Below are 22,667 nucleotides of genomic sequence, written 5' to 3'. Positions count from 1 at the left end.
ACTTTTTACTCTTTTTTTATCAATGAAAAATCGGTGATCTTACCCTCTAAGTGACCTCCCCTCGGCATCAACTCTTTGTCGTAATTACAAAGAGAGAGTCTACTTTTCGAAGTTAGCTGCCACTTTACAAGAGTTATATCCTTAAGTATCCAAAGAAAAATTGAGATAAAATATCTTTATAAATCATAGATACCATTTTGAAAAAAAAGGTATCTGATTAAATTTTAAACTTTTTGATTTCTTGGTTTAAAGTTTTTGCAAGTTCACTCAGTCGATTCGCTGCTTCTTTAACAGCGGACACTTCAGATAACTGAGAATCCGAAGAAACAGAAACTTCTTTTGTGTTTTCATTGATCATGTTAGTTAGCTCAATCAATTGAACTGTGTTTGCGTTAAGCTCTTCTGTACTAGCCGATATTTCTTCTGTAGTTGAAGAAACACCATGAATTTCATCATTAACTTTTTTAATGGCAGAAATAATAGATTGGAAGGTATTTCCCACTACATTCACCATCTCAACTCCAACTCCTACGTCTTGATTCCCTTTTTCCATCATTTGAATGGATTCAAGTGTGTTCTTCTGGATTTCATCAATGATCACAGAAATTTGTTTAGTGGCTCTTTCAGACCTTTCTGCTAATTTTCTAACTTCATCGGCAACAACGGCAAATCCTTTACCTTCCTCCCCTGCCCGTGCAGCTTCGATTGCTGCATTAAGAGCAAGTAAGTTTGTTTGGCTTGCGATCTGATTGATCGTTTCCACAATTTGTCCAATTGCTTTCGAATTTGCACCGAGAGTATTGATACTCGAAGAAATTCCATTCACTGAGGAATTAATAATCTCCATTTGATGAATTGTTTTCTTAACAATGCCTTGGCCTTCTTCTACTTTTTCCAAAACACCATTAGACAATTCCGAAACCACATAAGTTGCTTCAGCAATTTTTGCAATCGCAAGGGTATTTTCTTCTACTGCCGATTTATTTTCAGAAAAAGCTTCCAATTGGGTATTTGAATTGCTTCGCACAGTAGTCATCGATTCTGATATCGTAGCAGCTACATTGGCAGAACCATTGGCACTTTCGATAAGCTTATCCGCTGATTGCAGAACTTCATTGGAAGATTGTGAAACAACCTGAATCATTGTTCGCAAACTATTTGTCATTTGATCAAAATCAGTAAGCAGTGATCCAATTTCATCTTTATATAGATGATTAGACTTGGAAGTTAAATCTCCTTCTCTCGCTTTCCCAATAAGTGACTTCACGTGATTGATCTTTCTTGCAAAAATAGCTGCAAAAAAATAAGAGAAAACTAAGGAAATGACAGAAGCAAATATAGCTCCCAAAAGAAATAAGTAAGAAAGGGATTTTAGGCGCTCTTCATAAAAAATCGCCTCTCTCCCGCCAGAACCAACAATCCAATCCCAAGGTTCGTAATAAATCTGATAAGCAATCCAAGAATGAGTTGGCTCCTCACCTTCCTGCCATAGTTCATACACGATTCTCCCAGTTCTTTCCTTATTGGACCAAGTGTCTCGGACTGTAAATTTTCCATCTACTTGGTAATCCCAAAGATTTACACCTTCAATGTTAAAGGGGTTCATCGTAAAAACACCATTCGGACGAGAGGCCCAAACCCGCATGTCCAATTTGGCAGACATTTTGCCTTTGGACAAGTCGCGAACACCATCGGAACCTTTAGGTCCCAGAATATAGACCCTTGCCATTTCTTGAGCATCTGCTAAACTTATTTTTCCGGCCTTTACATCTTCATTTAACAAATCGATCACAGCAACTGAATCAGTTGCCAAAGTTTTAAACAACTCTCCACCGAGATTTACAATTTGGGTCTTAGCAGATTGGTAGACGAGATAAAAAACTGGGCCTAGTACTAAGTTGAGAACCAAGAAGATGAAAATCATCAACTGAGTACGGATGCTAAGAGAATATAGTTTATGAAGAGTTTGTTTTATCATACTTTGTACGTTGTCTTTTGATTTATGAGAAAACAAAAACTTAGAATGAAATGAAAGTATTTTTTTGTATCTCAGTATTTATTAATACACTAAATAATCTAATAGCATTTCACAGTACTACCAAAAAGAACAATGTACTTTTCAGGTTCGTTTGTAAATAAAAGATTGACTGATAATGGAACTTACTTAGGTGAAGAGAAATAGATTCAAATTTTCGGTTCCCCTTCCAAAAGCAACACTCTACTCGAAAAATAAATAAACACTTAATATGCTTTTTGAAAGAATCAACAAACAACCTAACGTTTATTAATTGATTTTAGAAAGTAGAACAATCAACCAAATAAAAACATGCAAATATTAAACACAAATCACCAAACAAACCGAAAGTCCTGCGGATTTAAGGCCAAATCATATTCAAAAAACTTCGCCAAGTTAAGTTCCCTGAATCAGAGAATTTAAACCTCAGCCAGTAGCCAGCGGTACATATTATTAGGATCAATGAAATTTCTGAATTTTCGAATCTACCAAACCGTTTTACTTGCCAAATTCTCAAAACCATTCAGCTTATGCAAAAACAAAGGAAACTAAAATGAACAAATTTCGCATCACAGGGATTATATTACTTTCCCTATTCTCGTTTGTAACCGCATGTAAGTCTTCTGTCTACAGATTAGAGTCTCCCAAATCCAAAGAAGAAATCAAATCAGTAGGTTTGGTCGGATATGGAATCTACTTAGAATATCCACCTGGTCTATTAGGAACTGAAAACCAATACCAATTTGGTCAGACTTTTGGAGACCACATTGTAAAGTTGGATGCAAATAGTCAGGAAAATGCAAAAAAAAGAATTCCAGATCCAGCAGATGTCTTAGTGGAAGAAACAGAGAAAGAAAAAATTTATAACGGTAAAAAGTTACAAGTGATTTCCTACATTTCCCGTGTTGTTCCTGTGGATGGGAATTCTTATACAGTTTCAACAGCTGGTTATGTTTTCTGCCGTACCACAATTGTATTTGTTAACGGAATTCCAACATCCCAACAAAAATGTGACAATGTATACATTGATTTTGATCCAGAAGATACAGCTAAAGTTATGAATTTCAAAGCAAAACCAGGTGAAATTCAATATTTAGGATTATTTAAAGGTGTAATAAAGGAAACTACTTCTGAAGATCCATTTGCACTTTCCGCAACATTAGATGAATTAATCGGTATGTCCAAAAAAAAGAAATTTGTATTAGAAAAAGACAATGGTTACATCCTAAACTCAAAGTCAGAATTACTAAAAGACAGATACTATTATCCAGACTTACGTAGACCTGGTTTTGATGAGTTTGTTTTTTTGGAAGGTGTGAGTAAAGCAAATCCAAACTCCTACTGGAAAGAAGTAGCAGATAAAAAACTTAGTAAGTTTAAAAAATAAACTTTGTATATTCAATCAGGAAAACTAATGACAAAAACTTATTTCAAAAACCTACTATTATTAATTTTGGGAATACTAACAATCAATTGTTTGAATTTTCGAAGTGGTGAATACGAAGGAACTCCTATTGTCAAAAAATTTGGTATTTCAAAAAATTTAGCGGTAAAAGTGAATGCCAATTACCAAATGACAGTGAATGGAGAACCTGATGATCCAAATGATTTTATAACTCAAAGATGGCAAAATGAATCTGCAAAACTTTTAAATGAAAGTGAAGATGTTTTTTACACCAGAAGTCAAGCAGACGCAGACTACATCTTTGATATCAAAGTTATAGAAGATCGGGGTTTTTTTTCTGCTAAAGTAGCAGCTTGGATTTCTTTACCTACGCTTGGGATTTTACCTTATTTCGCTGGCTCACACATTTCAATGAACTTAGCTGTAAAAGATAAAAAAGGGAAAGTCCTTGCTGAAATGAAAAGGGAAGAGAACAAAACTGAAGTTGGCCAAATTTTGCTTTTATTTGTAATGCCTTTTGCTGATCCATCGGAAGTAATTGATAAACAAAGAAGAGAAATGCTCAGTTCGGTATTTGCTGAAATCAAAGAAAAAGGTTATTTAAAAAAATAATAATCAAAATCTAATGATTCTCATTCTGTCCTGTTTGCAGAATGAGAATCAGCTTTACTAAAAAAAAACCTAAATCTTAATTTCTATAATAACACCAAATCTAATTGCGATGTTTGTTTTTTTCTTTCTTTTAGACTAAAACCGAAACCTAGAAACAATTTTTTCCATCGAATCTGAGACTACCTTTAGATGATTGGCCTCTTCCGAAATTTCTTTAAATGTAGTGGATATTTTAGAGTGATTTTCCCATAACTCCTGTAAGTTGGAATTGGAGTCTTCGGTATAGCCAGTTTGCAATTTCATTTCCTCGGTGATTTGGTCCGCATCTCGTAGAAACTCACCCACTAGTTTATTTAAGGATTTTACATTTTCAGAGCCGGTTTCGCTGGTATGTCCAAACATCTGGACGACTCTAGAAATTTCTTCAAACTTAGATTTTACATCTTCATTGGTAGAAATGATTTCTTTCATGGATTCCAAACTCTCTTTTGAAGCCACTTGCGACAATTTTACCACTCGTTTAATCTCTTCGATATTTTTTGCAGTTTCATCTGCTAGGCGAGAAACCTCTCCTGCCACCACAGCAAAACCACGCCCCATAGTGCCTGCCCTTGCGGCTTCAATCGATGCATTGAGAGATAACAAATTTACACGGTCAGAAATATCTTCTACGATAGAAATGGTGGCTTTAATATTCTCACTCATTTGGTTCATTACCTCTACCTTTTCAAAAGCAGATTGAATGGCATCCTTTGCTATTTGCACTGTTCCAATCGAATGTGCTGTGTTTTGAGCCAACTCCTCTGCCTTTTCAGAAAGGTCTGCCATCTCATTAGTAACTCGAGTGAGTTCCGTTGCCAAAAAGTTCGTTTTTTCTTTTTGAGAAAGAACACGTTCATAAGTTGCCCTGGAAAGATTTTTGATGTGATTTACCGACTCAAATGTAGAGTCTAGTTTGGTTTTTTCTGAACTAACCTGCGAATCAATGACGTTACCCTTATCCAATATTACCTTGGATGTTTCCAAAAGAGAGAAAGCCTCATCCTTAGCTTTCCTGAAGTATTGGCGTAACGACTCCATAAATAAATTTAATTTTGTAATCGTATGACTTAGGTTTGTTGCAGAAAGCTGAGGAATTGTCTCAGACAACTCTCCCTTGGATAATTTTTCAATAGAATTGTTTAAATTATCAATATCTTCCTTTAAGGATTTACTTCCCACGTAAGCGGCATAAATAATAATTACTACCATCATGATAAAAACGATGGGCATCTGATAAAACCAGTATTGTGATCTGAATTCTGTAAATAAAATTAGAAATAAATAATAACCAAATGTCAACATTGGCAAAAGTGCCACCGCAATCATGGTAAATAAGTTTCTCTTAAAAACTCCAAAAATTCTAATTTTTGTTTCATCTAAAAAAACTGCTGATAATTCTTTTGCTTTTAGAACTGAACTCAAATAAACTTCTGTTTGAAAATAAAAAGCTAAATAGATAATAGGCGAAAGCATAACACAGGCATACGGTAAGGCGAAAACCTCCTTCCAAGGAAGACCAAGGAAAGTAACCGCCAATATAGAAAATCCAAAAATGGAAACGGTCCACCGAATGAGAATCACCCTACCTTCCCAATGCGGATGTTCCAATAGTCTCTTTTTTAAATCTGTGAGTGTATTTGGATCTGAAGTTTTTGTGAAGTTCAATAATTCTTTAAGTCTTTTGTTTCGAAGTAAAATGCCAATCACCAAAGGAACTAAAGAAAGCAGTGTTCCTAAAATTCCAAGTTTGATAACAGTATCTATTTCAAAACTAGAAGCAAATAAACAAAAATTGATAAAGTAAGGAAAAATTAATAAGTATAAAGGAGCTTCAATCGCAATAGTCAATTTCCGGATGAGTGAGATTTGATTCATTTGCCTTTTTTCCACCTTGGAATATGGACAATATTCCAAAAAATCCTAAGAGACTTCATCCATTTTAGTATTTTTTATATAAGAATTGGAAGTAATTGGCGTTCAGGATTCCCTATGGCGAAAGCAGGTTCAGAAAAAATTATGTATTTTTTAATACCAAAATAGAAATTTCTGAAGGAGCTCCGAGGCGGAAAGGAGGACCCCAATACCCAGTTCCTCGACTAACGTAAATTAATGAGTTCTTATATTTATGTAATCCTGAGACAAATTTTTGGGCAAAATAAATCAGTAAATTCCCAGGGAAAAATTGACCACCATGAGTATGTCCCGAAATTTGTAAGTCGAACCCGGCATCACTTGCTTCGTAAATACTATTTGGTTGGTGGGCGAGTAATATCTTATAATCACAATCTTCTCCTCCTTCCATTGCTTTTTTAGGATTTGTCTGGTGAGACCTTATCATCTTTCCTGCAGATAGATCTGTAACACCTGCCATAAGCAATTTGGATTTACCCACTGAGAGTATTTGGTTTTGGTTGAGTAGAATATTTACACCTAATTTTTGTATCTCGGGAAGCCAGGACAAAACTCCTGAGTAATATTCGTGATTTCCAGTTACATAAAATGTTCCATATTTTGATTGAATGTTCCCTAAGGGTTTCAAGTGGTGTTTGAGAGTTGTCACAGGACCATCTACTAGATCACCTGTGATCACAACAACATCCGGTTTTTGGAGGTTGATCCTTTTTACGACTCTTTCCAAAAACCTTCCTTTGATCGTTGGACCAATATGTACATCAGAGATTTGGACAATTTTAAAACCTTCTAAGTCCGGGTGTAGGTCTTTGATAGGGACAAACACGCGTTTGTATTGTAAACGAACGTGAGCATTAAAAAATCCGAGGGAACTGAGTGCTGTTGCTGCCACGATAGTGGAAAAAGCTAAACTAAAGTTTTTTACCTCGGTAACTCCATCTAAGGGAAATCCAAATTGCACCAAACTAGAAAATAAAACTCGAGAATAATCTGTGATGATCCCGAAGTCCACCCAACGTAAAAAATCCATTAGAAGAACGAGGGTAAAGAGAATGGAAAAAAAGCCAAAATTGGTAAAGGTGAGATAGGCAAAAAAAGTCTGCGTTTTTTCTCGTTTCGAAGTTCGACTAAAAACATAAGTCAAAGGAACCAGTAAAACAAGAATCCCAATCCCTAACAAAATCAAAGTCACAACCGGTCCATTCAGTGAAAGTCCTGAAATCAAACGAAAGGTAGAATAATAATAGATAAATCCAAGTAAGGATGTCAGAACTGACAAAAATATAAAGAATGCTTTCAATCGAGTTACCTTATCTCTTTGGACTGCGTTTTAATCAGAAAAGTTGCCGATAATGAGACAGAAGGTAGAGGATGAAAGAAAAAGATACAGTTAGAACAAAGTCCGATGTCATATTAATAGGTGCCGGTATCATGAGTGCCACCTTAGGTGTTCTTTTAAAAGAACTGGCACCCCACCTAACAATCACCGTATTAGAGAGGTTGGATGCTGCCGCACGAGAAAGTTCAAATGCCTGGAACAATGCGGGAACCGGACACTCTGCCTTTTGTGAACTCAATTATACAATTGAAAACGAAGATGGGTCCATTCATACAAAAAAGGCACTTCAAATTGCCGAATGGTTTGAAATTTCCAAAGAGTTTTGGGGATATTTGGCGGGCACCAAACGAATCTTGGATGCAGATGAATTCATTCACTCCGTTCCTCATTATAGTTTTGTATGGGGAGAAGAAAATGTTTCCTTTTTACGGAAACGTTATGAGGCTTTAAAAAAGTATGAACTGTTTAAAGAACTAATTTATTCAGAAGACAGAAATACAATTACGGAATGGTTGCCTCTTGTGATGAAAGGTAGAAACCATTCCGAACCACTGGCTGCAACCAAAATGGATTTAGGAACCGATGTCAACTTCGGAACTTTAACAAGGGCTATGTTTCGGTACTTAGAAAGTTTTCCGGATGTACACGTCCATTACTTCGAAGATGTTAAAGATTTGGAACGAGCAGAAAATGGATATTGGCACCTAACTTCGCATCATATTCAAACTCACGAGAAGGAACATCATGAAGCCAAGTTTGTTTTTATTGGAGCTGGAGGTGGGAGTCTTCCTCTTTTAGAAAAATCAGACATTCCAGAGGCATCTGGATTTGGTGGATTTCCTGTAAGTGGTCAATGGTTACGTTGTCGCAATCGTGAAGTCATCCAACAACATTTTGCAAAAGTATATGGAAAAGCAGATGTAGGTTCTCCGCCCATGTCTGTTCCACATTTAGATACAAGAATCATTGAAGGGAAAAAAGAATTATTATTTGGTCCTTATGCTGGTTTCACAACCAAGTTTTTAAAGAAAGGATCTTATTTAGATTTAGTAAAATCGTTAGAGTTTGATAACATATTTCCCATGTTATCTGCAGGAATGCACAACCTGCCTTTAACCAAATATTTGATTGGCCAAGCAATGCAGTCCCATGAAGACAGAATTGCAGCTCTCAGGGAATATTTCCCAGAAGTAAAATCAGAAGATTGGGAATTGGTTGTTGCGGGCCAGAGAGTACAAGTGATTAAAAAAGATGATGAAGAAGGTGGAGTATTAGAATTTGGAACCGAAGTTGTATCCGCAAAAGATGGGTCTTTGGCAGCTTTACTCGGTGCCAGTCCCGGTGCGTCCACTTCTGTTTCCATCATGTTAGAAGTATTAGCTGATTGTTTTCCAAAAGAAATGTCTTCAAATGAGTGGAAATCAAAACTAAAAGAAATGATTCCGAGTTTCGGGGAATCAATGAAAGACAATCCAGAAGTTTGCAGAAAAAGCCGATTGAATACTGCAAAACTTTTGGATTTATCTCACAAAACAAACATTAACGTTTAAGTCCCCAATCGATTTCATAGGAGTTTCGAAAAATGATTTGGTTATTTACCTGATTTTTTTCGAAGCTCTATCACCACTTTTTCCTTGGAATCGACGTTATACATTGCCGATCCTTGTGTGGAATCAATAATTCTCTTTGCATTTACCCCTTTATCACGAAGTATCCGTGAAATCGCCTGCGAACGTTCGAACCCAAGGTCATAGTTTTCATAATTTCCAGGAAGATCTTCTTTAAATGGAGTTGTGTATGTGATGATTAATACATCAAATTCTTTATATTCATTTTCTAAACTACGCGCAATCGCATCCAATCTTGCTCTCCCTTCCAAATGGATTCGACTGGAAGGAAGATCAAATATTTCACTCGCTAGAAATACAAAACGTTCTAATCGAGTTTCCGTTACCTGTTCTTTACTTTGGTATGGAATTTCAGAACCTACTGAATCAATCACCGTTGTTTTTTGACTTTCTAAATCATTACTCGGGACATTATTATCAAGCAGGGAAAAATGAACTCCTAAACCTAATTTAAAAAAAGTTTCTTCGTAGTTTCCTTTGTTTCTATGTCCCGAACTGGGAGGTTCATACTTTACGATATAAACATTCGAATGTTCTACTTCCGTACTAAAGAAAAATAGGGAATCAAAATGATATCTTATACCAATGGCACCAAAAATTCTATTTAGATTTCCACCATACAGCTGTTCATAGCCAATACCACCACCGACTCGAATGTAGGGATCAACTGCATTGTTTGGTAAAAAATGGAAAAAAAGATTTAGGTTCCCTGAATTACCACTGAAAACAGTTCTTCTTTTTTGAACGGCAAGGTCATACGTGTCACCTAAATTCAACTTTTCTAGTTGGGTACTTACGTTGGTTCCCATATAAGAAAGTAAAATTATATTTCTTTCTTCTATAGCGCGAAAATAGGAAGAAGTAATCGTTTGGTTAGAATAAGATAGTCCTATTCCAAAGTATCTAAATAAACCATATTCAAAACCTAATTCTCCCCCGTGGCTGGAAAGTTCTGTGCGATTTTTTACAAACTCTGTATATGCTATATAATTTCCAACTCTGTAGCTAGTTTCAACAAAAGGTGAGTTCAACATGAGAAAATTTGGCTGGTTTGTGGACTCTACAGATTTTTCCATACTCCCTGAATGGTTTCCAAGACCATAAGAACCAAAACCATAAAACACCAAACTTCCCCGATCAAAACCTTCAGCATATAAGGAAGTCACCAAAAAAAACAACAAAACTCCGCTATAAATATAAGAATATTTCCACTTCATTTTCTGCATGGATGATCGTTCTGGCAGAAGAAAGTTTTATCAAGTCGATTTTTTATCAAACTCTGTCACAAACTCACGGCCCTATTTCGTCCTTGTAACGAGGTATCAAAATGAAACCAAAAGTATTCATCCTTGGGGCAGGATATGCAGGAATATTAGCCGCCAACCGTTTGGAAAAACAATTAAAAGAAGCAGAGATCGTCTTGGTTTCTGAATCTAGTGAATTTAAGGAAAGAATTCGATTCCATGAACTGGCAAGTACAGGATCTGAAAAAAAGATAAAAATCAAAGATCTCCTTAGAACAAAGGTTAATTTTTTACAGGCAAAAATTACAAAGATCAAACCGAAGGAAAATGTGATAGAAATTGATGGGAATCCAAATTCCATTGCTTATGACTATCTAATCATAACTTTGGGAAGTTCTCAAATTCACCAAATACAAAACGTAACGAATTCCATTCAATCCAACGAAGCAACTTCGAATTTTATAAAAAAATATAAACAAAATGAAATTCAAAAACTTGGAATTATTGGAGGTGGCCTTACGGGAATAGAAATGGCCTCGGAATGGAAGTATTTTCATCCAAACACATCAGTTTTCCTCATTGATAAAAACAAATTTGGTTCTTCCTTTTCAGAAAAGGGAAAAAACTATTTGAAAACTTACCTTTCGAAAAACAATATTCATATTTTAGATCAAACGAAAATTCTTTCGACTAACGAAAATGAAATCACTTTCGAAGATCAAAATAAAATTTCCTTTGATTGTATTCTTAACTGTAGCGGATTCAAATCTTCTCCTCTACTAAAGGAAGCTGGTTTTTCTACCAATTCAAAAAACCAAATTTACGTAGATCCATTTCTCAGATCACTTTCTTTTCCAAATGTTTTTGTTGCGGGAGATTCTGCCTTTTTAGAAAACTCAATTTTACGTATGGGTTGTGTTACCGCATTGCCGATGGGAGCCCATATTGCAGACCAAATTGCAAATTTGATCCGAGAAAAAAAACTATCACCATTTTTATTTCAATTTTTTGGACGTTGTGTTTCTCTTGGAAGAAAAGAAGGACTCATTCAATTTACGTATGGTGATGACAAACCCAAGGAATGGATCATCACAGGAAAATGGGGTGCAGTGATTAAAGAACTAGTAAATCAATTTACTATTTTTTCATTAAAGATGGAGAAATATCTTCCGTTCCGATTTTACTTTTGGCCCAAAGGAAATCCAATTCAAAAGAAAGAGCCTGTTTTAACTAAAACGATATCAATTGGGACATGAGTACATGAACGATTTAGAATTATTTTTAAACTGGAAACACTATATTTTCTCCATCGCATATCGAATTACAGGAAGTTATGTGGATGCAGAAGATATTGTTCAGGAGAGTTATCTTAGATGGCTCTCTGCCGATAAACATTTAATCCAAAATCATAAATCTTATTTAGGAAGTATCGCCGCAAGACTTGCCTTTGATCTCTTAAAAAAAGCATCCAGAAAAAAGGAAACCTATATAGGACCCTATTTACCTGAGCCAATACCAGAAAAGGAAGAATCAATAGACGATGAAAAAATCAACTTTGCCTTTCTTGTAATATTGGAAACTCTTAATCCAACCGAAAGAGCTGTTTTCATATTACGAGAGTTATTTGATTTCGATTACGAATCGATCGCTACGATTGTTGAAAAATCCGCAGATAACTGCAGACAAATATTCAGTCGCGCTCGCACAGCCATCCAATCCAGAAAGAAAAAATTTGAACCCGATCCCAAACTCCATTCTCAGTTGCTTTTAGAATTTAGTTTTGCCTGTTACAGCCAAGACACTAAATCTCTAACGAACCTATTACGAGAAGATGTCATTGCATTTTCCGATGGAGGAGGAAAAGTACATGCGGCAAGAATTCCGGTTCCTGGAATTAAAAGAGTGATCTCACTTCTTGTGAGAACCACACAAAAAGCGAAAGAATCCACTGAAATATTTTTTGGTTATGCGAACGGCTCACCTGCGATCATTGGGTATTCTAATTTGGAACCAAGTTTCGTCCAAATTTTCACATACCAAGGGAAGAAAATTGATTCGATCTATAATTTAGTAAATCCTGATAAACTAAAAGGCTTTCGAAACAAAGAAAACCTAATAAAACTAGGATATCTACGAAAACCAACCCTTTGGGAATGGTTTTTATTCCGTTGGAAGCATTTTTTTTCCTTTCCTTAAAACACAAAGATTCCCAATCTTTTCTTCGTCCTATAACACAAAGGCAATGAAGATATTAAAACTAATCTTCCTTTTGATTCTGGTCTTCGCAACACAAAGTGGTTGCGATCAAAAGAACTTTGCCAATCATCCCGTTGCCAAAAAAGCAGTGTTAGATCTTCGCGATTGGAACTTTGAAACGATGGGAAATGTCCCACTAAACGGTGAATGGAGAATCGATTGGGAAAATTGGAGCCCCAAAGAAGATTTAACTACCGTGGACTATACGATGGTCCCTGGTCACTGGACCAATTCTAATTCTGAAAAATATCCAACTGGTTATGCAACTCTTAGCCTCACCATCTTATTACCTGAAAATGCTAAAAATTTATATCTACAAAACGGTGTGACCCGGAATGCTTTCGAAATTCTCATCGAAAACAATTCTATTTTCCAATCGGGGACCATTGGAAAAAGTATTAGCACTGAAATTCCCAAACTAAAAGTGCAAACAGTAGCTCTTCCAGATTCTAAAGATCAACGCATTCACCTTTCCTTAAAAATATCTTGTTTTCATTACCACAATTGTGGTGTTGCCACACCTTATACCATAGGTAACCATTCCGGAATCAACAAATTATATCTTGAGACAATCAGTAGAGATGTTTTTGTATTTGCTTCTCTCATTACCTTAGCTTTCTTTCATTTTGTATTGTATCTTTTTTGGAGGGATGAAAAAACTCATATCTACTTTGCTACAGTTTGTTTTTTAGCAGCAGTTCGTTTGCTAAGCATTGGAGAAACAAGAATCTTATACAACTATCTACCAGAAGGTATTTACGAAACGATAGTGAGAATCAATGGAATTAGTTTTGTTCTATTGTATCTTGCTTTTGTTTTATATGTAAAAGAAATTTATCATGCACCTGAATACAATTTAGTTTATAGAACCAACTATGGTATCGCCCTTTTATTATTTTTGGCCTTACCATTAGATATTATATCCTTTTCTAAATTTTTAGGCGCCCATCTAGTTTTATCTCTGTTTGGCTTATTAGGTTTATTGTATCCTATCATTCATGGCGTTATTTTAAGAAAACCTGGGAGTAAATTCTTTTTATTCTCAGTGGTTGCAACCATCTCGTTGTTCTCCTTAGACATACTTACTGAATTTGCCAAAAGAGGAATTCCCTATCTTGCACAATACGGATTTCTTGTATTTGGTCTTTCCCAAGCTCTCTTTATTGCTGAAAGGATGATTGAAAACTTTAGAAACAAAGAGAGGCTTAAACAAGAAAAAGAAAATGCGGAAGCAAAAGTTAAATTCAAAACATCTTTTCTTTCTACAATGAGCCATGAAATCAGAACTCCTATGAATGGAATTCTGGGTATGACTCAAATGTTACAACAAACAGAACTTACAGAAGAACAAAAGGAGTATTTAAACCTAATTAAATTTAGTGGGGACAATCTTTTACTTTTAGTAAACGATATTTTAGATTTAACCAAACTCGAGTCAGGACAATTCGAATTACACTTAGAGCCGATTTCTGTTAGGAGACTACTTCATGATTGTATTAACATTTTTAAAACACAATCTGATAAAAACAAATTAAAAGTCGAATTAGAATTTGTAAATGAACCTCCGGCATTCCTTATTACAGACCAAAGACGATTTGCACAAATATTAACAAACTTATTAAGCAATGCAGTGAAGTTTACAGAAGAAGGAAGTATTTTTGTTATAGTCGAATCAACATCGATTGATGATAAAAAAATGCGCCTAAAAGTATCAGTAAAAGATACGGGAATCGGAATACCAGAAGAACGTATGGGGAACTTATTCCAACCATTTTCGCAAGTCCATTCTCATCTCACAGAAAAAACAGTTGGTACAGGGCTCGGACTCGCGATCACAAAAAAGATAATTGAAGAAATGGGAGGTTCGATCTCCGTCCAAAGTATCTATGGTAGGGGATCTAATTTTACTTTCCAATTTGATGCGGAAGCAAGTTTCGAATCGATTGAAGGTGATGTTATCTCCACGTCAAACGAAATGGTAAAAAAAACCAACTGGGATTCTAAATTAGCTGAAAAGTATCCGCTAAAAATTCTCATTGCAGATGATGATCCCATTAATCAGAAAGTATCAAGTCTCTTTTTAAAGAAACTTGGATATACCGCCTTACAATCAGAAAATGGAGAAAAAACTTTGGATATGATTCGAACTCATTTGCCAGATCTAGTTTTTCTCGACATTCAAATGCCAGATATGGACGGGATTACAGTGACTAAATGTGTCCGCAAATCCACGTCGATTGAAAAACAACCTGTAATCGTTGCTCTTACTGCCAATGTGTTGGAAGAGGAAAAACAAAGATGCCTTTCCGGTGGTATGGACGATTTTATGACAAAACCTCTTTTGTTACACGACCTAGATTTTATGATCAGAAAATGGGCCAAAAAAGATTTATTACCGTCCAATCTTTAAGGACGAAATTTTGGCTACAACTCTTGGCAAACTTCCTCATGGAGAGATTCTAAAACGTATCTCAAAATCTGAACACTTTCAATCTGGCAGCTTCCAAAACATTGAACATACGGAAATGCTAGCACCTAACAGTTCTTACTGGAAAATGGCTATTAAATATTGGCAAAAACCAAATTCAATTCGACCTTCTTCTCCCATCCCTTCCTCAAAGATCAACTTAAAAGAATTAGATGATTCAAAACCGCAATACATTTGGTTCGGTCACTCCTCTTACCTTTTAGTTGCCGAAGGAAAAAAGATTTTAGTTGATCCTGTTTTTTCAGGTTATGCGTCTCCTTTCTCCTTTGCAGTCCAATCATTCGAAGGAACGGATGTTTATTTGCCGGAAGACATGCCAGATTTGGACATACTGATCATCACCCATGATCATTATGATCACTTAGATTATGAAACCATTATAAAATTATATCAAAGAACAAAGAAGATCATCGTCCCATTAGGAGTGTCTGCCCATTTGTTATCCTGGGGTGTACCATTAGAAAAAATAATTGAATTAGATTGGTTTGAATCTAGGGAAATTACTACAGGACTAAAGATAACCGCCACACCAACTAGACATTTTTCTGGACGAAGTGTACTGAGAAACAAAAGTTTATGGTGTTCCTATGTTTTAAAAATAGGAGAATATAAAGTATTTATAGGTGGAGACTCAGGTTACGGATCCATTTTTGAAACCATTGGCAAAAACTATGGTCCGTTTGATTTGGCATTTTTAGAATGTGGACAATACGGGGATGATTGGCCTTTCATACATATGCGTCCCGAAGAAACGGCTCTTGCGGCAACGCAGATTGGGGCCAAATCCTTTGTTCCTGTCCATTGGGGTAAATTCATTTTATCGCTCCATCCTTGGAACGACCCAATCAAACGAGTTCTTGTAGCATCCCAAACTTTGAAACTCAATTTACAAGTTCCCAAAATTGGCGAAAGTTTTTCCTTCCAAGGTTCAGGAAGTGTGGATGGATGGTGGAATTTTCAGTGACAAAAAGATCATAACTAAAAACGATTAAATCCATTTCCTATGGATCCTTTAAAATGAAAAATGCACTTGTAGTTGGGGCAACTTCCGACATTGGAACCTATATCGCAGAATCTCTAGCAAAACGTGGGTATTCCCTTTCTTTAACAGGAAGAAACAAACAAAGATTAGCTGAACTAAAATCGAAAATCCAGTCAAATTACCCGAATTCAGTAGAAATATTTGAATGGGACGTTACCAAATTTTCATTACACCAAAAGTTTTATCACGAACTTTCCCAAAAACCAGATATAGTTTTTTTCGTTGTTGGATACTATGAAGACCAAACCAAAGCAAGAGAAAACCAAAACGAACTCTTAGGAACCATCCAAGTCAACTACTCTGCAGTAGTTTCGCTTATCAACATTATCTCTTTGGATATGGAAAAAAGAAACGATGGTACAATTGTGGCCATTAGTTCTGTCGCAGGGGATCGTGGTAGGCAAATGAATTATATTTATGGAAGTGCAAAGGCTGGTTTAACCACTTATCTTTCTGGCCTAAGATCCCTTTTATTTTCAAAAGGAGTCCATGTCACAACCATCCAACTGGGGCCTGTATATACAAAAATGTCAGAAGGTCACAATCTGATTCCTTGGCTCACCTTACAACCGCAAGTGGCCGCAGAGCTTATCGTAAATGCTGGACTTTCTAAAAAAGATTTGGTTTATATCCGTTGGCCTTGGCGTTTTATCATGATGGTAATACGAATGATACCTGAATGGATCTTCAAAAGACTCCCACCATTTTAATTTTTGAATGCAGTTAGTTAAGGGAAACTAATGTAATTCCAAATGGATTGGAACCCACTAGTCATAGGACAAATGTGAAGACCAAAGGCACCCATTCCGTTACAAACACTTGTTACCAAACTATGGCTATTATTAAATGGGAATCCAACGTTTGTATTGGTAATAGGCCCTGTCATCGAAAATTGATTTAACCAAGCATTGGTTACCTGGTTAGAATTCCCGCTAAAATTTGCGATGGAATCGTTTTCGTGGATGAGTCCATAATAGGAGGTTCCTGGGGTATTTTGAGTTCCACCCATCCAACTGGGAAGAGTAGAATTCTGCAAACTATAGTCAGATACCCCGCTATAAATTGAGACCCGACCTAACGTTCGATTTTTTCCCTGTAAAGCCGCATGACCACTACCCTGTGAATGCCCACCTACGTATACAAGAGACCAATTGATTTGATTACCAGTAAGAAACTGATCCCAACCTTCGCTAGGTCTAACACGTATTAAATACTGAATGAGACTCAGTAATCGACCTTCTATAGAATTAGAAATGTCTACCGAAACATAGGGAGAAAGATCGACTCCCGTAAGGACTTCCTTTCTCAAATTTTCAAAACAGTTTGTTTCGGATTTTGCTGCCCCTTGGTTACAAACAGTATTCACTGCTTCTCCATTCGGATAACTCAAACCCACTACATGATAACCACGTGTAGCCCCATGTTGTAAAAAAGTATTCACCTCACAGGGGCTTGACCCAGTTCCTGGATAGAATACAGAAAGGATATTTTTATTAGTCACTCCCGATTGAGGAGGAAAAACATAATGGGGTTGATCGTAATTTGAAATTCCCGAAGAAGTTTGCGATGGACGAATTTGTAACCGAGTCAAAGAACCCACAGTTCCACTGGAAGGGAAGGCATTTTGTCCAGCGCAGGAACGTGCATACAACCCAAGTGTCAATAAATTTAGAAAATCTTTTTTATCGTCTGATTCCTTTTTGCAACCAAGAATGGAAATAAATAAAAATAGAATGATATAACATTGCATGTAGCGATCAGAAATGAAAGAGACCAAATAGGATTACCTTAAAAAAGAATTTAAGGTAATCAAAAAAAATAATCGGCAGGAAAGCAACTATTAATGAATATGAAATTGGTTTGAGAATGGGAAAGCCACTCTCAAACTATATTATTTTAAGTTTTGATATTGGACAATCAATGCCTCAGTATTGGAACCTATCCCCTCTATCCGAGATACAACGATTCCTTCTTTAGAAACTAAACTGTAAACGGCTGAATGGTTAAACTCTCCGTTCGAAATCTTTTTATAATTGATTCCAAGTACCACTGACAACATACGAATGTCTTCTTCCTTGCCAGATAAAAGAGTCCAATTTTCTTTTAAGTTCATTTTCTTTTTATAAGCATTAAGTACGGCTGGATTGTCTTTTTCAGAATCAAAACTAACAAGAACCATACGAGGTTCCTTTCCTGTTTTTTCAGCGATTTTTTTCGAAAGTTGTTCCATATCTGCCACAAGTCTTGGGCAAATGGATTGGCAAGTGGCATAAAACATACTGATGATAAAAAGAGAACCCTTAAACTCCTTCAAAGTGATGGTTTGGTTGGTTTCGGTGGTCCACTTTGAACCCAAATCAAATAAACTTCCTTGGGCGGCATCACTGGCAGCCAAAACATGATTGTCTCCATGATGGTGATGTGGGCCAGAATTCTGATCATCACAGCCCAAACTGAATCCGAAAGTGATAAATAAAATCACTAGTATTATCGTAGATTGAAATTTCATATTGGATTATCCTTAATGTTAACATTGGAAGCACATCGAAAACCTAAATACTTTGCAGTATACCAACCTTTTAAACCAGCTCGATATCCATAACGCATGTAAGATGCATAATTGGAAAAATCATTGGCTTTCAAAGATCCTCCTCCGCAAAAAAGACTACTTTCTAAATCGCTATCTTGTCTTGAATCTCCCGTTACAGAAGTATTATTAAAATCAAAAACCCACTCCCAAATCATGCCATGTTGGTCGTAAATACCAAGTCTATTTTTGTATTTGCCTACAGAAGGAAGAAACTCTGGTTTTTGTTCTCCATACCAACCAAGAATGATAGATTCCATATCTTTTTTATTTTTCCCTGGTGGTGGAAAACTAGCTACATATTCCCATTCCGATTCCAAAGGCAAACGTTTCCCTTTCCATTGGCAATAGGCATTTGCACTAAACCAGGAAACATAGGTTACAGGGGAATTGGCAGTACGACTGTCAGGACTTTTGCCCTTCCAATCACCTAAATAACCACCATCTGCAAATAACGAAGATACTTTTCCTTTTTTCCACTGAAGGTTAGCTTCTATAAATTCAAAATAATCTTTTTGAGTGACTGGATACTCATCCAAGTAAAAACTTTTGACTTTAATCGTTTCACCTAACTTAAAGTTTGTTTCTTTTAAAAATGGCCTCCAATTCCCCGCAGGGATTTTTACCATCTCTGCAGAAAGGGAAAAGGAAAGAAAAAAACATATAAAAAGAAAAGGATTCATCATCAAACCAAAATCTAAACTTATCTTACCTCTGCTTCGGAAACCATAATCCCTTTATTTCCCCATTGGTTATAAACATAACTTAGGACACTGGCAATCTCTTCATTGGTTAGTTCTAAATGAGGCATTACGTTATTATATTTTTGTCCATTCACAGTAATAGGACCACTCAGACCTTTTTTTAGGATTTGAATGGCACGGGCTTTGTCCGCGTTTAGATAATCAGACTTTGCCAATGGAGGAAACACACCAACCACACCTTGTCCTTCTTTCATGTGACAAGCAGCACAAACTGATTTATAAACTCTTTCTCCATTTGCCAAAATTTCTTTCGGAGTACTTGCTGATACTTTAGGTTTGACTTCGGTAACCATTCTTTGAATGGCTGGACCTTCCGGAAGGTAAACCGTATCATCTTGTTTTCCAGAATAAACAGTAGCATTTGGTTCGCCTTCCACTTTTAACATTCCAAGCGAACCTTTGTTAAACGTTCTGAAAATAGAATGATCCACAAGAATCAGAGTACCTGGAACATCTACTTTAAAATCCACAATGGCAGAACCTCCCGCAGGAATGAGTGTAGTTTGTACATTTTTTTGGTTAGGAAGAGCTCCTCCTTCTGTATACACATTGTCAAAAATTTCACCAATCACATGGAAAGAGGAAACTAAATTTGGCCCACCATTTCCAACAAACAACCTAACCGTTTCTCCGACTTTAGCGGTGATGGCTCTGTCTTCCACAAGGGAACCCACAGATCCATTAAATACAACGTAATCGGGAATTTCAGTAATTGCTTTTTCCATACTAAATGGTTGCAGGCCAGGTTCACCATTTTTTCCTTTTGTATAAAATTCACTTTGCACTACATAGTATTCTTTGTCCACTTTCGGTAGGTCGTTTTTAGGTTGAACAAAAATAAGTCCGTACATTCCGTTCGCAATGTGCATTCCCACTGGTGAAGTGGCACAGTGATAAATATACAATCCAGGGTTTAGTGCCTTAAATGAAAATTTGGAAGCATGTCCTGGGATAGTAAGCGAGGCCGCAGCCCCTCCGCCTGGTCCTGTGACCGCATGTAAATCGATGTTATGTGGCATTTTGCTTGTGGGATGGTTTTTTAGATGAAATTCTACCTCATCCCCTTCTCTCACTCGGATCATGGGGCCTGGAACCGATCCTCCAAAAGTCCAAAAAGTATATTCCACTCCGTCGGCAAGCCTACCCACCACCTCCACTGTCTCCATATTGACAATGACTTTGGCCTCACTCGTTCTATCGATATGTGGGGGAACCTCTGGGGCATAAGTGAGTTTTGCCTCTTCTGTTTTTGGTCCCGAACAAACTGTGAATAAACTAATTATGACAATAAAGAACAAGTAAACTTTTATGGTCTGTTGCTTTGGTCGTTTTCTTTGCATTTCCGTATCCTTTCTTTTTATATTAAATCACCTAAACAAAATCGTCATTGACGCAAATCAATGAAATCGAGGGCAAACGTTAAACAATTCACAAAATCTAAAAATAGAGAAGTATTTTTTTAGTAAGTTTCTAAGTTTCCGATTTAGTTCAGAGGGAAATTCTAAATCGACGGATTCGAAACAAGGTGAAATAATGGTTTGGTGCCCCATGACTTTAGATCCACTCACTAGCCTAAGTAAGTTTCGTAGCCTACTCCATATCTCATCCATTTTGAATGCAAACCTTGATTTGCACCAACTACTCCCACTAATTATGTTATATTCTAAAGATCTACTAGAGGCAGAGGCAAGTTCTCTCTTCCTTTTAGAAGATGAAGAATTTCTATATTGTGAAGTAGCTTTAGGAGAAAAAGGGGAAATCATCCAACAATACGCCAGGCTAGAGTTAGGTGAAGGTATCGTGGGGATGGTGGCCAAAGAAAAAAAGCCCATCGCGTTAGAAGATGCTTACAAAGATCCAAGATTCAATGCGAGTATGGACAAACGCACAGGATTTAAAACAAAATCTCTAATTTGTGTTCCACTTTTTGTTGAGGAAAGACTGATTGGGACTCTCGAGGTAATTAATAAAACGAACAATCGTTTATTTGATTCATCCGATTTGGAATATTTGATTTCCTTGTCCGAAGTGGCTGCCACTGCCATCCAAAATGCCAATACAAGAGATAGTTTAGACAAACGTATTCTCGAATTATCTTTGTTAAACGAATTTGAAAGATTATCAGTCTCCGAAAAAAGTTTAAATGAACTTGGCAAATGGATTTTGAACCGAGTTTTAGAATATTTAGGAGCCACCTCTGGAACCATTTACCTAGCCAATGCAGAAAAAAAGGAATTAAGTATCCTTTCTGCCAAAGGAATTCCAGAAGATGCCTATGATCAAATTAAGGTTCCTTTTGGAACTGGTGTTTCAGGTTGGGTAGCAGAAAAAAAAGAAAGTTTACTCATCCACAATCTTGATTTAGATCCGAGATATAATAAACTTTCTCCTTATAAATTTGAATCCAAATCTTTGATCTCAGCACCACTTATTTTTCAGGATGAACTTCTTGGTGTCATCAGTATCAACAACAAACTTTCAGGCTATGCCTTCCAACATTCTGATTTAGATTTACTAACGAATATTGCTTCAAGACTCAGTAGTACAATTAAAAATGCGCAACTTTTCCACCAAATCGTAGACACAGGAAAAGAACTAAACCGTGCCAAAAACATAATGAAAAAAATTATGCCGTCCAGCCTCCCTAGCTCCAACAAACTAACGTATGGTGTATCTCATATTCCTTTGGAACAAGTTGGCGGTGATTTTTATGACGTAACCGAATTGGAGGATTCAAAGTATTCCATATTGATTGCCGATATTTCAGGTCATGGACTTTCTGCTGCTGTCCTTGCGGCAATGGCACACATGGTTTTAAAAAACTTTGAACAAGATATCAAACTTAGTCCTTCTTTGTTTTTAACCACCCTAAATCACATGTTATATGGAAAATTAGCAGGTAACTTTCTCACTGCATATTATGGGATCATTGATTTAAAAAATAACACAATCCTTTGTGCCAATGCGGGCCACCACGCACCATTTTTATTGGACAAAAAGGACTCACCGATAACACAGTTAGACGTTAAAGGAAAAATATTGGGTCTTATCCCCGATTTGTTTTATGAGGAAAAAACCTTTCCTTTTTTACCAGGAAACCGTCTTGTTATGTACACTGACGGAATCACCGAACACATGTCAAAAGACCATAACAAACGTTATGATGAAGAATTATTCCAAAAGGCAATTCTTAATTCAAAATCTTTAAACACCCAAAATGCAGCAGATCATTTAATCCAAGCAGCCAAAGACCATGTAGGTTTCAATGATTTTGCTGATGACGTAACCATTTTACTTGTGGATCGCATTTAAAAATACAGACCCACAACTTGATT

17 protein-coding genes are annotated in these 22,667 nt (G+C 36.4%); 9 read left to right on the top strand and 8 right to left on the bottom strand.

Annotated elements, in window-relative coordinates:
• Nucleotides 1-217 precede the first annotated feature (217 nt).
• Complete coding sequence (locus tag EHR07_RS01375) at nucleotides 218-1,924, bottom strand: methyl-accepting chemotaxis protein (RefSeq protein WP_135743423.1); 1,707 nt, start codon at nucleotides 1,922-1,924, stop codon at nucleotides 218-220.
• Between the two features lie 643 nt (nucleotides 1,925-2,567).
• Here EHR07_RS01375 and EHR07_RS01370 point away from each other — a divergent pair.
• The gene (locus EHR07_RS01370; RefSeq protein WP_135743412.1) at nucleotides 2,568-3,401 is read left to right on the top strand and encodes a hypothetical protein; all 834 of its coding nucleotides are present in this window, start codon (nucleotides 2,568-2,570) and stop codon (nucleotides 3,399-3,401) included.
• A 27-nt stretch (nucleotides 3,402-3,428) separates the two neighbouring features.
• Nucleotides 3,429-4,031 (top strand): hypothetical protein, encoded by a 603-nt coding sequence (locus EHR07_RS01365; protein ID WP_135743411.1) that lies wholly within the window; start codon nucleotides 3,429-3,431, stop codon nucleotides 4,029-4,031.
• 135 nt (nucleotides 4,032-4,166) lie between these two features.
• Here EHR07_RS01365 and EHR07_RS01360 read toward each other — a convergent pair whose 3' ends face one another.
• Nucleotides 4,167-5,948, bottom strand: a complete 1,782-nt coding sequence (locus EHR07_RS01360) for a methyl-accepting chemotaxis protein (protein WP_135743410.1) — start codon at nucleotides 5,946-5,948, stop codon at nucleotides 4,167-4,169.
• A gap of 139 nt (nucleotides 5,949-6,087) precedes the next feature.
• Nucleotides 6,088-7,284, bottom strand: a complete 1,197-nt coding sequence (locus EHR07_RS01355) for a metallophosphoesterase (RefSeq protein ID WP_135743409.1) — start codon at nucleotides 7,282-7,284, stop codon at nucleotides 6,088-6,090.
• Between the two features lie 71 nt (nucleotides 7,285-7,355).
• Between EHR07_RS01355 and EHR07_RS01350 the strand changes: the two genes are divergently transcribed.
• A complete protein-coding gene (locus EHR07_RS01350) occupies nucleotides 7,356-8,873 on the top strand; it encodes a malate:quinone oxidoreductase (protein WP_135743408.1) in 1,518 nt (505 codons plus the stop codon).
• A 41-nt stretch (nucleotides 8,874-8,914) separates the two neighbouring features.
• Here the strand turns inward: EHR07_RS01350 and EHR07_RS01345 are convergent, their stop codons facing one another.
• Nucleotides 8,915-10,177 (bottom strand): OmpA family protein, encoded by a 1,263-nt coding sequence (locus EHR07_RS01345; RefSeq protein WP_135743407.1) that lies wholly within the window; start codon nucleotides 10,175-10,177, stop codon nucleotides 8,915-8,917.
• A gap of 101 nt (nucleotides 10,178-10,278) precedes the next feature.
• Between EHR07_RS01345 and EHR07_RS01340 the strand changes: the two genes are divergently transcribed.
• Genes EHR07_RS01340 through EHR07_RS01320 form a run of 5 tightly spaced genes read left to right on the top strand, consistent with a single transcriptional unit; the run spans nucleotide 10,279 to nucleotide 16,691 of the window.
• Nucleotides 10,279-11,451 (top strand): NAD(P)/FAD-dependent oxidoreductase, encoded by a 1,173-nt coding sequence (locus EHR07_RS01340; protein ID WP_135743406.1) that lies wholly within the window; start codon nucleotides 10,279-10,281, stop codon nucleotides 11,449-11,451.
• Between the two features lie 4 nt (nucleotides 11,452-11,455).
• A complete protein-coding gene (locus EHR07_RS01335; RefSeq protein ID WP_135743405.1) occupies nucleotides 11,456-12,391 on the top strand; it encodes a sigma-70 family RNA polymerase sigma factor in 936 nt (311 codons plus the stop codon).
• 46 nt (nucleotides 12,392-12,437) lie between these two features.
• Nucleotides 12,438-14,861, top strand: a complete 2,424-nt coding sequence (locus EHR07_RS01330; protein WP_208739657.1) for an ATP-binding protein — start codon at nucleotides 12,438-12,440, stop codon at nucleotides 14,859-14,861.
• A 10-nt stretch (nucleotides 14,862-14,871) separates the two neighbouring features.
• On the top strand, nucleotides 14,872-15,903 hold the full coding sequence (locus EHR07_RS01325; protein ID WP_135743404.1) for an MBL fold metallo-hydrolase: 1,032 nt from the start codon (nucleotides 14,872-14,874) through the stop codon (nucleotides 15,901-15,903).
• A gap of 53 nt (nucleotides 15,904-15,956) precedes the next feature.
• A complete protein-coding gene (locus EHR07_RS01320; protein WP_135743403.1) occupies nucleotides 15,957-16,691 on the top strand; it encodes an SDR family oxidoreductase in 735 nt (244 codons plus the stop codon).
• Between the two features lie 17 nt (nucleotides 16,692-16,708).
• On the opposite strand, the gene EHR07_RS01315 is transcribed toward EHR07_RS01320, so the two are convergent.
• The 4 genes from EHR07_RS01315 to nirK all read right to left on the bottom strand — a co-directional run bounded on the left by EHR07_RS01315 (nucleotide 16,709) and on the right by nirK (nucleotide 20,672).
• Complete coding sequence (locus EHR07_RS01315; RefSeq protein WP_238777523.1) at nucleotides 16,709-17,758, bottom strand: BPSS1187 family protein; 1,050 nt, start codon at nucleotides 17,756-17,758, stop codon at nucleotides 16,709-16,711.
• A gap of 114 nt (nucleotides 17,759-17,872) precedes the next feature.
• Nucleotides 17,873-18,490, bottom strand: coding sequence for an SCO family protein (locus tag EHR07_RS01310; protein ID WP_135743402.1), 618 nt, complete (start codon nucleotides 18,488-18,490; stop codon nucleotides 17,873-17,875).
• Nucleotides 18,487-19,254: a formylglycine-generating enzyme family protein gene (locus EHR07_RS01305; RefSeq protein ID WP_135743401.1), complete on the bottom strand. Its 768-nt coding sequence runs from the start codon at nucleotides 19,252-19,254 to the stop codon at nucleotides 18,487-18,489. The genes EHR07_RS01310 and EHR07_RS01305 overlap by 4 nt, the downstream gene beginning before the upstream one ends.
• Nucleotides 19,255-19,271: 17 nt before the next feature.
• Nucleotides 19,272-20,672, bottom strand: a complete 1,401-nt coding sequence (gene nirK / locus EHR07_RS01300; RefSeq protein WP_135743400.1) for a copper-containing nitrite reductase — start codon at nucleotides 20,670-20,672, stop codon at nucleotides 19,272-19,274.
• Between the two features lie 208 nt (nucleotides 20,673-20,880).
• Here nirK and EHR07_RS01295 point away from each other — a divergent pair, with 208 nt between their 5' ends.
• On the top strand, nucleotides 20,881-22,644 hold the full coding sequence (locus tag EHR07_RS01295; protein WP_135743420.1) for a GAF domain-containing SpoIIE family protein phosphatase: 1,764 nt from the start codon (nucleotides 20,881-20,883) through the stop codon (nucleotides 22,642-22,644).
• The last annotated feature ends 23 nt before the right edge of the window (nucleotides 22,645-22,667 follow it).

The organism is Leptospira bandrabouensis (assembly GCF_004770905.1).
In the GTDB taxonomy this organism is placed as follows: domain Bacteria; phylum Spirochaetota; class Leptospiria; order Leptospirales; family Leptospiraceae; genus Leptospira_A; species Leptospira_A bandrabouensis.
Note: the sequence above shows the minus strand (reverse complement) of the source record. Positions and strands in the feature narration are given on the sequence as shown.